This window comes from Rhodanobacter lycopersici, assembly GCF_040812335.1.
Classification (GTDB): Bacteria; Pseudomonadota; Gammaproteobacteria; order Xanthomonadales; family Rhodanobacteraceae; genus Rhodanobacter_A; species Rhodanobacter_A lycopersici.
Genome location: NZ_JBFOHK010000005.1, coordinates 1 through 14,069 on the forward strand (window position 1 = coordinate 1; position 14,069 = coordinate 14,069).

The 14,069-nt window shown below is 66.6% G+C and carries 10 protein-coding genes; 4 read left to right on the plus strand and 6 right to left on the minus strand.

Annotated features, from left to right (window positions below):
* Positions 1 to 193: 193 nt before the first annotated feature.
* The gene (locus ABQJ54_RS16230) at positions 194 to 877 is read left to right on the plus strand and encodes a rhomboid family intramembrane serine protease (RefSeq protein ID WP_367855367.1); all 684 of its coding nucleotides are present in this window, start codon (positions 194 to 196) and stop codon (positions 875 to 877) included.
* A gap of 3 nt (positions 878 to 880) precedes the next feature.
* On the opposite strand, the gene ABQJ54_RS16235 is transcribed toward ABQJ54_RS16230, so the two are convergent.
* A complete protein-coding gene (locus tag ABQJ54_RS16235; RefSeq protein ID WP_367855368.1) occupies positions 881 to 1,615 on the minus strand; it encodes a glutamine amidotransferase in 735 nt (244 codons plus the stop codon).
* Positions 1,612 to 3,456 carry a type IV pilus assembly ATPase TfpB gene (gene tfpB / locus ABQJ54_RS16240; protein WP_367855369.1) on the minus strand — a complete coding sequence of 615 codons (1,845 nt, stop codon included), beginning with the start codon at positions 3,454 to 3,456 and terminating at the stop codon, positions 1,612 to 1,614. The genes ABQJ54_RS16235 and tfpB overlap by 4 nt, the downstream gene beginning before the upstream one ends.
* Positions 3,457 to 3,554: 98 nt before the next feature.
* Here tfpB and glyQ point away from each other — a divergent pair, with 98 nt between their 5' ends.
* Positions 3,555 to 4,466: a glycine--tRNA ligase subunit alpha gene (gene glyQ / locus ABQJ54_RS16245; protein WP_367855370.1), complete on the plus strand. Its 912-nt coding sequence runs from the start codon at positions 3,555 to 3,557 to the stop codon at positions 4,464 to 4,466.
* Positions 4,463 to 6,616: a glycine--tRNA ligase subunit beta gene (gene glyS / locus ABQJ54_RS16250; protein ID WP_367855371.1), complete on the plus strand. Its 2,154-nt coding sequence runs from the start codon at positions 4,463 to 4,465 to the stop codon at positions 6,614 to 6,616. Before glyQ ends, glyS begins: the two co-directional genes overlap by 4 nt.
* A gap of 80 nt (positions 6,617 to 6,696) precedes the next feature.
* Here glyS and ABQJ54_RS16255 read toward each other — a convergent pair whose 3' ends face one another.
* Positions 6,697 to 7,278 (minus strand): helix-turn-helix domain-containing protein, encoded by a 582-nt coding sequence (locus ABQJ54_RS16255; RefSeq protein ID WP_367855372.1) that lies wholly within the window; start codon positions 7,276 to 7,278, stop codon positions 6,697 to 6,699.
* 388 nt (positions 7,279 to 7,666) lie between these two features.
* Here ABQJ54_RS16255 and ABQJ54_RS16260 point away from each other — a divergent pair, with 388 nt between their 5' ends.
* On the plus strand, positions 7,667 to 8,533 hold the full coding sequence (locus ABQJ54_RS16260) for a YbaY family lipoprotein (protein ID WP_367855373.1): 867 nt from the start codon (positions 7,667 to 7,669) through the stop codon (positions 8,531 to 8,533).
* Positions 8,534 to 8,694: 161 nt separating this feature from the next.
* Here the strand turns inward: ABQJ54_RS16260 and ABQJ54_RS16265 are convergent, their stop codons facing one another.
* From ABQJ54_RS16265 to ABQJ54_RS16275, 3 genes are all read right to left on the minus strand, one after another.
* A complete protein-coding gene (locus ABQJ54_RS16265) occupies positions 8,695 to 10,713 on the minus strand; it encodes an autotransporter domain-containing protein (protein ID WP_367855374.1) in 2,019 nt (672 codons plus the stop codon).
* Between the two features lie 116 nt (positions 10,714 to 10,829).
* Positions 10,830 to 13,160, minus strand: coding sequence for a Tex family protein (locus tag ABQJ54_RS16270; protein WP_367855375.1), 2,331 nt, complete (start codon positions 13,158 to 13,160; stop codon positions 10,830 to 10,832).
* Positions 13,161 to 13,296: 136 nt separating this feature from the next.
* Positions 13,297 to 14,067: an RDD family protein gene (locus tag ABQJ54_RS16275; protein ID WP_367855376.1), complete on the minus strand. Its 771-nt coding sequence runs from the start codon at positions 14,065 to 14,067 to the stop codon at positions 13,297 to 13,299.
* Positions 14,068 to 14,069: the final 2 nt, after the last annotated feature.

Consider the following 14,069-nt stretch of genomic DNA (forward strand, 5'->3'; position numbering starts at 1 on the left):
GCACCTCGCATGCAAGAGTAGGTCACCGCCAGGGGCTTTATCCCTCAAACGCCCCCACCGATATCGGTGGGGGCGTTTGCTTGTGCGGCTTCGTCGTATGTCGGTGCCACGGATCGGCGCCGCCGTGCTGGAGTCGTTGCGCAATCGCCTATCATGCACAGTCGGCCGATGACGGCGGCAGCGGAGCGCGAGCTTGTTTGTACACGTCGAGACACGCCGGCGCCGGCAATGGCAATGGGCCACTCTGCTCATCGTCAGCGTGTGCGTGCTGTGCTTCGTGTGGCTGTCCCTGTTGCCGCTGCCGCGGCGGATTGCGGTGCTGGGGGAGTGGGGCACCGTGCCGGCGAACATTTTCAATGCGCACGAGCCATTGTGGCCGCAGTTGACCGATCCTTCGCTGTTGCGCCTGTTCACAGCGCTGTTCATCCATGTCACCTGGTTGCACCTGCTGAGCAACCTGCTGTTCCTGGTGATCTTTGGTTTGCCGGGCGAACGCACGCTGGGCTCGCTGCGTTTCCTGTTGCTGTTCGTAGCCGGCGGCATCGTGGCGAACCTGATCGGTGCGCTGTCGCTGGCTGGCGTGCGTTTGCCGATCATCGGTTGCAGCGGTGCGGTGTCGGCAGTGGTCGGCACCTACATGGCGCTGTTCCCGCGCGCGCGGCTCGGACTGGTTCTGCCGCTTGGCCTGTACCTGGAATTCGTGCGCGTGCCGGCCTTTCTGCTCATCGGCATATGGGTGCTGCTGCAGCTGCTCTTCAGCTATGCCGGTCCCAGCTATGGCGCCTACGTGTGGTGGGCGCACATTGGCGGTTTCGTGTTTGGTCTGGTGTTCGCCTTGTTTTCGCGCGATGCGATCGCGCGACGCCTGCGGCATTGATTCTCAACGATGACGGGCGCCGTGCGACAGCCCGTGATGGCGCGCGAAGCTGTGCAGCAGCCCGCGTGCAATCGGCGTGGCTGCCACCTCGCGGAAGCTGCGCTGCGGATCGAATCCTTCGCGCCGCATGTCGGCACGCCTGCGGCGGATGTAGGCGCGCATCACATCGGCGCTGAATTCCGGATGGAACTGCGTACTGAGCGCATGTGGACCGTAACGCAACAGCTGATGCGGGTCGCGTGCCGAGCGCGCCAGCACGATGGCGCCGGATGGTGCTTCCAGCACACTCTGCTCATGCGTGGTGTGGGCACGGAAGCTCGCCGGCAGTTTGGCGGCAAGCGGGTCACGCACAGCCTCTTGCAGCTTTTCGATCGGCAGCGTACCGATCTCGCGGCCGCCGGGGAGGTAGTCGACGCGACCACCCAGTGCGTGCGCCATCAGCTGATGGCCGAAGCAGACGCCGAACAGCGGCAGCTCCGCGTCCATCGCGTCGCGGATCCAGCCGGCCGTGCGTTCGCTCCAGGCGGCGCGTTCGGTGACCATCGCCGCCGAACCGGTGATGATGGCGCCGGCCAACGCGCCTGGCGTTGGCAGCGCATCGCCAGCCGCCACGTCGACGACCTGCAACCGCTGTGACGGTAGTTGCGCGCTGAGCCGGAACCAATGCGGGAAATCGCCGTGACGGGCACGAATGGCGTCCGGCGCGCGGCCGGTGCGAATGATCAGGACGGGCTTCATGCGTTGCCGGGCTGCTGGGGTAGGTCGGGATCGTCGGGCGCTTCGATCGGTGGCAGCACGGCGAGCACTTCCTGCACCGTGGTGAGTCCGCGCGCCACCTGCTCGGCGGCGGAAATGCGCAGCGGCCGCATGCCTTCGGACAGCGCGGTTTTGCCGAAGTTGCCCAGCTCTAGTTGCGCCGCGATCAACCCGCGCAGCCGCGGCGAGATCGGCATCATCTCGTAGATGCCGGTGCGGCCCATGAAGCCGGTGTTGCGGCATTCCAGGCAGCCGACCGGTGCGCATACCGTCGGCGGCACGGGCAGCGACCAGCCGTGGGTGAGCGCGGCCCATTCGTGCGGGTTTTGCGCAGCTTCCCTCTTGCAGTAGGGGCAGAGCGTGCGCACCAGGCGCTGCGCCACCACGCCAGTGAGCGTGGACTGGATCAGGTAGTGCGGCACGCCGAGATCGAGCAGGCGGGTCACCGCGCTGGGTGCGTCATTGGTGTGCAGAGTGGAGAGCACCAGATGCCCGGTGAGCGACGCCTGCACCGCCATCTGCGCGGTCTCCAGGTCACGGATCTCGCCCACCATGATGATGTCGGGATCCTGCCGCAGCAGGGTACGCACGCCGGCGGCGAAATCGAGATCGATCGAGGGCTGCACCTGCATCTGGTTGAACTCGGACGAGACCATCTCGATCGGGTCCTCCACGGTGCACACGTTCATCGCCGGTGTGGCCAGGTGCTTGAGCGTGGAGTACAGCGTGGTGGTCTTGCCCGAGCCGGTGGGGCCGGTGACCAGCACGATGCCGTGCGGCCGTTCCACCATGTGCCGCCACTGCACCGTCTCGCCCGCGGAGAAGCCGAGCTGGGCGAAGTCCTTCACCACCAGGTCGGGGTCGAAGATGCGCAACACCATCTTCTCGCCGAACGCCGTGGGCATGCTGGAGACGCGCAACTCCACTTCGCGTCCGGTCGAGGAACGGGTCTTGATGCGGCCGTCCTGCGGGCGTCGCTTCTCGGCCACGTCCATGCGCGCGAGGATCTTGATGCGCGCGGTCACTGCGCTCATCACCGGCGGTGGCAGCTCGAATACCTTGTGCATCACGCCGTCGATGCGGAAGCGCATCTGCCCGGCCTCGCGGCGCGGCTCCAGGTGGATGTCGGAGGCGCGCTGCTCGAACGCGTACTGCAGTAGCCAGTCGACGATGTGCACCACGTGGCGATCGTCCGCGCCCACTTCGCCGCTTTTGCCCAGTTCGACCAGCTGCTCGAAGTTGAGGATCGCCGAGGTGTCGTAGCCACCGTTGGCCTTCGCATCCTGCGCCAGCTGGATCGAGCGCTGGACGCCGTAGAACTCCTGCAGGTAGCGGTTGATGTCGATAGGGCTCGACACCACGCGGTGCACGTCCCGGCGCAGCATGTGCGAAAGGTCGGTGGCCCAGGCCGCGTCGAACGGTTCGGCGGTGGCGAAGGTCACCTCGCCGGTCGCGGCGGCCACGGGCAGGATGCGGTGCCGCTGCGCGTAGGCGTGGCTCACCACCTGGGTGACCGCGGCCACGTTGACCTTCATCGGGTCGATCTTGAGATAGGGCAGCCCGGCGTGCCCGGCCAGCCATTCGACCAAGGTTTCCAGGCTCAGCGGGCGGCCGGGATCGCGCTGGTTCGGCAGCTTGGCGTTTGCGATCAGCACCAGCGGATGCAGCTCCACCGCGCTGCGGCCGGAACGCGAACCCATGCGCACCTGCTTGGCGTCCTCGGCAGTGACGTAGCCGTCGACCATCAGCGCGGCGAGCAACTCGTCCAGCTCCAGCCGGCCGCGGCGGCCGAGCAGGCTTGCGATTTGTGGTGATACGGCCATCCGTACAACTCCCCCGTGGCGCGGCGCAACGGTGGAGAGCCAGTGCGCAAGCGTGCTGCGGCTATACTAACGCGCTTTGTTCACGGTCACGGAAAGCCATGTCCGCACGTACCTTCCAGGATGTGATCCAGACCCTCAACCGCTATTGGGGGAACCAGGGTTGCGTGCTGCTGCAGCCGCTCGACACCGAGGTTGGCGCAGGCACTTTCCATCCGGCCACCTTCCTGCGTTCGCTGGGTCCCGAACCATGGGCTGCCGCCTACGTGCAACCTTCGCGCCGCCCCACCGACGGTCGCTACGGCGAGAACCCGAACCGACTGCAGCACTACTACCAGTACCAGGTGGTGATGAAGCCGAACCCGGAGAACATCCTCGATCTCTACATCGGTTCGCTGAAGGAGTTGGGGCTGGATCCGCTGGTGCACGACCTGCGCTTCGTCGAGGACAACTGGGAATCGCCCACGCTGGGTGCCTGGGGCCTGGGCTGGGAAGTCTGGTTGAACGGCATGGAAGTCACCCAGTTCACCTACTTCCAGCAGGCCGGTGGTTTGGAATGCCGCCCGGTGACCGGCGAGATCACCTACGGCCTCGAGCGCCTGGCGATGTACCTGCAGAACGTGGACAACGTCTACGACCTGGTGTGGACCGAGGGTCCGCACGGCAAGGTCACGTATGGCGACGTGTTCCACCAGAACGAGGTCGAGCAGAGCACCTACAACTTCGAGCACGCCAACGTGCCGGAACTGCTGCACTGGTTCGACGTGTGTGAAGCCGCCGCCAACCAGCTCATCGCGGCGAGCCTGCCGCTGCCCGCCTACGAACAGGTGATGAAGGCCAGCCACACCTTCAACCTGCTCGATGCGCGTCGTGCGATCAGCGTCACCGAACGCCAGCGTTACATCCTGCGCGTGCGCACCCTGGCGCGCAGCGTGGCCGAAACCTATGTGGCGCAGCGCGAGAGGCTCGGTTTCCCGGGCCTGAAGAGGAACGCAAAGGAGCAGGCCGCATGAGCGCCGCCAAGTCGCTGCTGATCGAACTGGGTACCGAGGAACTGCCGCCCAAGGCGCTGGACGAATTGTCCGCCGCCTTCCTGCGTGGCGTCTGCGACGGGCTGGCCAAGCGCGGCATCGAGGCCGCGCTGGACGAGGCGCGAGCCTGGTGCTCGCCCCGGCGCCTGGCCGTCCACGTGCCGCGCGTGGCCGCCATCCAGCCGGAGCAATCCATCGAGCGTCGCGGCCCGGCGGTCAACGCCGCGCTGGATGCGGAAGGCAGGCCCGGCAAGGTGCTGCTTGGTTTCGCGCAGTCCTGCGGCATCGCAGTGGAGCAGTTGGAAAAGCTGGAGACCGACAAGGGCGCATGGTTCGTGTTCCGCGCAGTGAAACCGGGCCAGACCCTGGCGGCGCTGCTGCCGGAAATCGTGGACGAGGCGCTCAAGGGCCTGCCGATCCCGCGCCCGATGCGCTGGGCCGACCACGACTATGCCTTCGTGCGTCCCGTGCATTGGCTGGTGATGCTGCACGGTGCCGACATCGTCGACGGCGAGGTGCTGGGTCTCCAGAGCGGCCGCAAATCGCGCGGCCATCGCTTCATGCATCCGCAACCGGTGCACGTGGCCGATGCCGACGGCTGGCTCGATGCGATGCGCAGCGCCAGGGTGCTGGCCGACCCGGTCGAGCGACGGGCGCGCGTGCGCGACGAAGTGGCGCGCGCGGCGAAGGAAACCGGCGGCATGCCGCGGCTCGACGGGGCCTTGCTCGACGAGATCGCGAACCTTGTCGAGTGGCCGGCGGCGATCGCCTGCAGCTTCGAACGCGGCTTTCTCGCCGTACCGCAGGAAGCACTGGTCACCACCATGGAAACCAACCAGAAGTTCGTGCCGGTGTTCGACGCGGACGGCAAGCTCACCGAGCATTTCATCGGCATGGCCAACATCGAGTCGAAGCAGCCCGCGGAGATCCGCAAGGGCTATGAGCGCGTGATCCGCCCGCGCTTCGCCGATGCGAAATTCTTCTGGGACGAGGATCTGAAGGCGCCGCTGGCGAGCTACCAGGAGCAGCTCAAGGGCGTGACCTACCAGCAGGCGCTGGGCAGCCTGTGGGACAAGAGCGTGCGCGTGGCTGAGCTGGCGCGCATCGTCGCCAACCGGGTGGGCGTCGACGCCGGCGCCGCCACGCGCACGGCCTCCCTGAGCAAGTGCGACCTGCTTACCCGCATGGTGGGCGAATTCCCCGAGCTGCAGGGCGTGATGGGCCGCTATTACGCCCTCCACGACGGCGAGCCAGCCGAGGTGGCCGTGGCGCTGGACAGCTACTACCAGCCGCGTTTCGCGCGCGACCACATCGCTGCCGACAAGCTGGGCCAGGTGCTGGCCGTTGCCGAACGACTCGACACGCTGGCCGGCATCTTCGCGGTGGGCATGAAGCCCAGCGGCAACAAGGATCCGTTCGCCCTGCGCCGCGCGGCGCTTGGTCTGGCGCGCACCCTGATCGAGGGCGGCCTGGAGCTGGACCTGCGGGGCACATTCGTCGAGGCACTGGAGCTGCTGCCTGAAGCCGCCTTCATGGCAGGCACAAAGCCCGGCAAGGACGGCAAGAAACCCGCGGTGGACATCGGCCAGCGCCGCGCCAACTTGGCTGTGGAACTGGGCGATTTCGTGCTGGACCGTCTGCGTGGCTATTACGCGGAGCAGGGCTGCCCGGCCGAGGCCTACGAGGCCGTGCTCGCAGTGCAGCCGGAGACTCTGCCCGACTTCGATCGCCGTCTGCATGCCGTGGTCGAGTTCGGCCGGTTGCCGGAGGCGGCCAGCCTGGCGGCCGCAAACAAGCGCGTGGCGAACATCCTGCGCAAGCAGGTCGAGGAGATCGGCGCGCCGGTGCCGGACCAGGCCGTGGATCCGGCGCATTTCGAGGGTGATGCCGAACGCGCCCTGGCCGACGCGCTCGAGGCGGCGGGGAGGGAGACTTCCGAGGCACTGCAACGAAGTGATTACGCAAGCGTACTGAAGCGGCTCGCACAGTTGCAGGTGCCGGTGGACGCATTCTTCGAGCAGGTGCTGGTGAATGCCGAGAACCCGGCGGTGCGCCGCAATCGCCTTGCCCTGCTGGGACGGCTCAAGGCCGCATTCGGCGCGGTGGCCGACATCGCGCTGCTGCGCGACTGATCAGGCATGCGAAGACGCGGCGGCCCGGAGTGGGTCGCCGCGTCTGGATGCAATCGAAGCGCGGATTGCTTGAGGAGGGCTCAGGCGATTTCGCGCGACGACTTGGACTGGCGAATGCGCTCGGCCAGCTGGCGATTGAACCTCAGCATGGCGGTGGCATCCACGCTGGAACCGTCGGTGCCCAGGATCTCGTACAGATTGGTGAGCATGTCGGTGTTCTCGGCCAGCGTCAGCGGGCTGTTCGCCAACTCCAGCTCCGACTGCAGGATCTGCATGGCGGTATTCAGCCGGCGCGGATCGACCGAGGTGTCCGCGACCGCGGCCAGGCGATGGGCATGACCGATGCGGCCGCGCGCGCGATGGGGTGAGACCGTCTCGGAGCTGTATTGCGAGTCGTCCGTGTTCGTGGCGCTCGGGTCGATCTGCAGGGCACCTTCGCCGGCCACCAGCCAGATCAGCGAGATGCCCAGCGTGCGGGCCAAGGTAACGCAGCGTGCGCGTGAGGGATCGGTGTGGCCGTCACGCCAGCTGCGCACCACGCCTTCCGAAAAGCCGCACATGCGTGCGATTTCGGTGGCGCTGCCTACGCGCTGGATGAGCAGCTTGATGCGATCGGCGAAGGTCGACTGGAATGGATCGTGCGTGATTTTCTGCGTATTCATGGCGGTGGGTCGCAATTGGCAGGAGGTTTGTCGCAAGATTACGCGTTGTCGTGTCGAAAAGGCGTGCTGACAGCGTGAAGGAACCGTCTGGCCACGAGGTTTTCTTGCGGTTGCGGTCCAGCCTCCGGCATCCCGGGACCAAGCGCCTTTTACCCTTGGCCCGGAACGAAATCTCCCGCGGAAATGATAAGACTCGCCAGGATGCTTCACTCGATAGGTATTACGAGGCCGTTTCGTATACGTTCACGCAAGAATGCGGGTAGACCGGCTTGACTTTCCCGCAACGATGCTTTTTGGGCTATGCTCGGAATTTCCCCCGCGGCGAAACCGAGGCCTTTCCATGTCTGGGTTTCCGTGTCCGATCCAATTCAGTAACGAGGCTTACCCCATGCGCAAGATGGTTTTGTCGGTGATGTCGATGGCCGTGCTTCTGGCTCTGGCCGGTTGTGGTTCGTCGACGTCCTCGCAGACGGAGGAAGGCGCCGCCAGCGCCAGTTCGACAGCGGCCGCCACCGCCGGTTCCGTGAGCGGCACCATCGCGGTGCGCGGCCCGATCCAGCCCTCGCCGAATGCGCAACTGGTGATCAATCTGGTCGACGTGTCGTCCGCCCAGACCGGCGCGGCGCCGATCGCCAGCAAGACGGTGGCTTCGGGTGCCACCTTCCCCTATTCGTTCGAGCTGAACTTCAAGCCGGGCGAGATCAATCCGGCTGACCTGTACGTGGTGAAGGCCATCCTCACCGATGGCGCCCGCCACTACAGCATGCCGATCCAGGCGCCGGTGCTGACCAAGGGCAACAAGAACCAGGCCACGATCGAGCTGGTGGCCGAGCAGACCCCGGCCGAGAAGGACCTGGCCGACTTCAACACACTGATCAAGCAGATCGGCGGCATGAAGGTGACCAGCGGCACCAAGCTGGAGCCGAATGCCTCGCGCGGCTGGCAGGTGTTCCGCCAGAACGGCGAGACGAAGGTGATCCGCGAGCTGGTGGATTACGGCGACAAGGGTTTCACCAGCACCGATTACGCCTACAAGAACGGCTCGCCGTGGGTGGCCGTGCAGCAGAAGAAGGCGAACAAGGACGCCAAGCCCAGCTCGATCGAGCGCGCCAGCTGGACCGAGAACGGCATGCTGGTGCTGCACGAGCAGCAGACCGGCGACAAGACCGGCGACCTGGACTCCGACGATGCCACCAGCCTGCGCCAGCAGGCGACGGCCATCTACAACCTCGCTGGCGGCAACAAGAAGAAGTAAGCAGTACCGGCACGTCCGATACGAAAAAGCCGTCCGCATCGCGGACGGCTTTTTCATTGCGATGATCCCTGATCACGAGCGTCGAACAGGCGGGCCATCCATGGCCGCACTTTTCAGTGGAGCGGGTCATCTCGTACAGGCTGCCCCACCGACCGCAGGCGTCAGAAGGCGTACTTCACGCCCAGGTTGACGCTGTTGTACTTCTGGCTGTCGTCGCTGAAGTGGCCGTTGTAGCTCACCCAGCCGCTGAGCCGCCGGTTGAACTGCGCGGACAGGCCGAGGTCGGCAGAACCCCAGTTCTTGTCGGGCGTGAAGCCGGGTAGCGCGAAGCTGCCGTTCATGCTGTTGAGGCCGGCGGTGATGTCACGCGCGTTTGCCTTGCTGTCGTTGTTCCAGCCGATGTCGGCATAAGGCGCCAGCACGGTGTTGCCTGCCTGCCAGTGGCCCTGCACGCGCCAGCCCAGCGTGCCGATCAGCGCATTGCGCTGCTGGCGGCCGAACCACATCGCGGTGCTGTCGTCGCCGTCCTCGCTGTAGCCGTTGATCTTGATCGTTTCCCATTCGAGGTTCGCGTAGGGGCCGGTGCGCAGGCTGCCGAAATCGAACCACCAGCCGCCGGTGAGGCCACCGCCGAGGTGCGAGCCGTCAGCCTTGCCGGTTTCGCCGCGCGAGGCGATGCCGATCTGGATGCGGCGATCGATATCGCTGAAGTTGGCCTGGCCGAAATTCACGTAGCCGCCCACATAGCCGCCGCCCTGGTGGTAGGTGAGGTAACCCAGGCCGCTGATGTCCTGCAGCTGGTAGCCGCCACCGCCGGTGAAGTCGGCGTTGCTCTGGCCCACGCCCAGTGCGACGCCGGCCGAAAGGTTGTCGTTGATGCGCGCGTCGGCACCCAGGGTGAGGTTGACGTCGTTGCTGGTGGTCTTCGGCGAATTGCTCTGCGCATCGTAGCTCTGGTGCGCGTAATTCACGTTGACGAAGGCGCGGGTGTCGCTGCCGTTGCTGTCGGCCAGCATCTCATTGCGGATCGCGCTGGTCTGCGCGGTGGTGCTGGCCAGCGCCGTCTCGCCCAGCAGCGAAATCTGGCCGGGTGCGTTGAGTTCGGACAGCACCACCTGGGCCAGCATGGCGTGTGCCGCCGTGGTGGGATGCACCCCGTCGGCGAACAGGTAGCTCTGGTCGGTGCCCGCTGCGTAGGTGTAGGGCAGGCCCGAACCCTGCGGGCCGCATTGCACCGAGCTGGAGCCGGCGCCGCAGGCCGGCGTGGTGACGTTGCTGAAGCCGTAGAGCGACGGGTTGGCAATCACTTCGTTGATCAGCGCGTAGGTGTTGACCGGGATGATGCCCTTGCCCAGCTGGCCCAGGCCGGTGTTGAGCGTGCCGTTGAAGATCACGCTGAGGTCGGTCAATTGCTCCGCTGCCGTGGCGCCTTCACTGGTGCCGTCGGGCGTCAGGCCGATGTTGGGCAGGTTGAACACCAGGATGTTCTTGACGCCGGCGGATTGCAGTGCGCCGATCAGCTTCACCTCCTGCTGGGCGGCGGTGGTGATGGCGGCCTGGGCCTGGTCGGCGGTCATGAAGCCGGACACCTGGGCCTTGGCGAGAACCTGTTGCGTGACGGTCGCGGTTACCTGCTGCGTGATCGTGGGCGTCAGCGCCTGGATCTGTGCGGCGGTGTAGCCGGCCAGTTGCAGCTGGGCGATCTGCGCGGCCACGTTCTGCTGGATCAACTGCTGCGCCGTGGCAGCGGCGCCGGCCGAGGTGGCGGCGTAGAAGATGTCGTTCGCGCCACCCCAGATCGAATACAGCGCGTGCGGATCGACGTTGCCCGCGGCGAGATAGGCGTCCACCTGGTCGGTGATCGTCGGCACTGCCGCCGGCGTGCCGGGCGAGTTGGTCAGCACGCCGGCGCCACCCCAGGCGTAATCGGTGCCGCCCGCGAGCGACGGCCCCAAGGCATAGCCCAGGCTGCCGGCGAGATCCTGCACGGCCACGTGGCCCGGATTGGTGGTGAATTCCAGCGGCGGCTGGATCGACGGGTCGCTCGCCAGCGAGATGTTGCCGGCATCGCTCAGGCTGTCGCCGAACACGACGACCTTGCTGAAGTCGGTGGCGCTGGCGGCGGTGCTGAACAGCAGGGCGGTGGCGATGGCGCCGACCAGGTGGCGGGTGCGAAGCATGAAATACTCCCCTCGGCCGGGATGGCCTTGTTAGCTGGGCGTTACGGTAAGGCATTCCATACGGAACCGCATGCTGCAGCGCATCGCTGCCGCATGCGGTTCCGTATGCCGAGGTTTCAGCGCTTGATCGCGCGTGCCAACGCGTCGGCGAAGGCACTGTTGGCCGGGGCGGGAGCCGGCTTGGGCGCGTTGCCCGGCCGCGGGCCGCGGCCGTCGCGCTGGCCGGGTCGGGCGTCGCCGCCGGCAGGCTTGCCGCGCGTCTGGCCCGGCTCGTCGTCGAGGCGCATCGACAGGCCGATGCGCTGGCGCGGGATGTCCACCTCCATCACCTTCACCTTGACGATGTCGCCGGCCTTCACCGCGTCGCGCGGGTCCTTCACGAAGGTGTGCGACAGCGCGGAGACGTGGACCAGGCCATCCTGGTGCACGCCGATGTCCACGAACGCGCCGAACGCGGCCACGTTGGTGACGCGGCCTTCGAGGATCATGCCGGGGCGCAGGTCCTTCACGTCCTCCACGCCTTCGGCAAAGCTGGGGGCCACGAATTCGGGGCGCGGGTCGCGGCCGGGCTTTTCCAGTTCCCTGAGGATGTCGCGCACCGTGGGTACGCCGAACTTCTCGTCGGTGTACTGCTCGGGCTTGAGGCCGCGCAAAAAGCCGGTGTCGCCGATGATGTTGCGCACCTCGCGGCCGCACTGGGCGATGATGCGCTCGACCACCGGGTAGGCTTCCGGATGCACCGCGCTGGCGTCCAGCGGGTTGTCGCCGTTCGGTACGCGCAGGAAGCCTGCGCACTGCTCGAAGGCCTTGTCGCCGAGCCGCGGTACCTTGAGCAGGGCCTTGCGGTTGGCGAACGGGCCGTTGGCGTCGCGGTGCTTCACCACGTTCTCCGCCACGCCGGCGGAAAGGCCGGCCACGCGCGAGAGCAGGGCGGCGGAGGCGGTGTTCACATCCACGCCCACCGCGTTCACGCAGTCCTCGACCCTGGCGTCCAGCGCCCGGGCCAGCTTCACCTGGTTCACGTCGTGCTGGTACTGGCCCACGCCGATCGCCTTGGGTTCGATCTTCACCAGTTCGGCCAGCGGATCCTGCAGGCGGCGTGCGATGGAGACGGCGCCGCGCAGGCTCACGTCGAGCTCGGGGAATTCCTTCGCGGCGGTTTCCGAAGCGGAGTACACCGAGGCGCCAGCCTCGCTCACCACGATCTTCGACAGCTTGTGCTCCGGGTGGCTCTTGGCCAGACCCTTGATCAGTTCGCCGGCCAGCTTGTCGGTCTCGCGCGAGGCGGTGCCGTTGCCGATGGCGATCAGGTCCACGCCATGCTTCTGGCACAGCCGCGCCAGCGCGGCCAGCGATTCGTTCCACTGGCGGCGCGGCTCGTGCGGATAGACGGTGTCGGTAGCCAGCAGCTTGCCGGTGGGATCGACCACCGCGACCTTGCAGCCGGTGCGGATGCCGGGGTCCAGGCCCATCACGGTCTTGGCACCGGCGGGCGCGGCCAGCATCAGGTCCTTGAGGTTGTCGCCGAACACGCGGATCGCCTCGTCCTCGGCACCCTCGCGCACGCGGCCGAACAGGTCCAGCGTCAGGTGCAGATGCAGCTTCACGCGCCAGGTCAGGCGCACCGTTTCGCGCAGCCAGGTATCGGCGGCCCGGCCGCGATCATGGATGCCGGCGTGTGCGGCCACACGCCCCTCGCCTTCCAGATGACCCTGCTCGGCGTCCAGCGTGGGTTGCAGGTCCAGTTCGATCACACCTTCGTTGCGCGCACGCATCAGCGCCAGCAGGCGATGCGAGGGAATCTTGCCGATGGCTTCGACGTGGTCGAAGTAGTCGCGGAACTTCGCGCCTTCGTTCTCCTTGCCTTCGACCACCTTGGCGCGAATCTGGCCTTTGTCCCACAGCCAGTCGCGCAGTTCGCCGACGAGATGCGCGTCCTCGGCAACGGACTCCATCAGGATCGCGCGGGCACCGTCGAGCGCGGCGCGTACGTCGGGCACCCCCTTGTCGGCATCCACGAATCGTTCGGCGACGGCTTCGGGCGACTGCGTGGGATCTTCGCGCAGGCCGCTGGCCAGCGGTTCCAGCCCCGCCTCGCGGGCGATCTGCGCCTTGGTGCGGCGCTTGGGCTTGTACGGCAGGTAGAGGTCTTCCAGCCGCGCCTTGGTGTCGGCGGCAAGGATCTCGTTCTTCAGCCCGTCGCTCAACTTGCCCTGTTCCTCGACGCTGGCGAGGATCGCCGCGCGCCGCTCCTCCAGCTCGCGCAGGTAGCGCAGGCGTTCCTCCAGCAGGCGCAACTGGGTGTCGTCGAGGCCACCGGTGACTTCCTTGCGGTAGCGGGCGATGAACGGCACGGTAGCGCCGCCGTCGAGCAGCTCGACCGCCGCACGCACCTGTTCGGTCTTGGCGGCGATGTCTTGGGCAATGCGTTGTTCGATGCTGAGCATGGGTGGATCGGATTCCTTGCGGTGAAACGGAGCGGCGCCTGCGGCCGGTCGAGGATGATAGCAAGCGTGTTCATGATGCCCGGGAAAGCAAACGGCGCCGGAGTCGCCTCCGGCGCCGCGATTTGGCAGCAGCGAATCAGGCGCTGAATGAACCGCCGTTCGCGGTGGGCTTGACTGGCGCGTCCTTGAATTCGCTGGCACGGCCGTTCAGCACCAGCGTGCCCGCGATCAGGTCGTGCAGGCCCTGCTTGCGACGGGTGAAGGCCACCATGATGAAGCCGATGCAGAGGATGATGGCACTGATGTATTTCGCGAGATAGCGGCCCAGTGCCCGTGGAAAGCCGATGCGCGCGCCCTGCATGTCGGTGACCCGGATGCCGAGCGCCAGCTTGCCCACGGTAGCTTGCCAGACCGAGCTCTCGCAGAAGGCGAAGTACAGCCAGGTCAGCACCGTGGTCAGCAGGGTGTACGCCCACATGCCGCTGTAGAAGTGCTCGTAGGCCTGCATGAAGGGAGTGCCGCCGAGCATCTCCTGTTTCATCGCTTCCTGGGCCGCCGACATGCCGAAGAACGTGCCGATCACCCGGAACACGATGTACAGCAGGATCGCGTCGAGGATGTAGGCGGCCACGCGCTTCCAGAAGCCGGCGTGATCCTCCAGCGCCGCGGCGGTGGTCTGCGGCAGGTTCTGCATCGGCGCGGCAGGTGCCGAATAGGGGTTGCCGGCAGCGGGGGCGGCGCTCGGCATCTCGTCGGGGAACAGGACCGACAGCGGCTGCCAGTCGGCGAGGCCTTCGTGCCATGCCAGATCGTCGCGGCTCACCTGGCCACTGCGCAGCCATTGCCGCACGTCTTCTTCCTTGTAAGGGCCGTGGCGTTCGCCGTTCCGTCCGATCCAGATTTCCATCG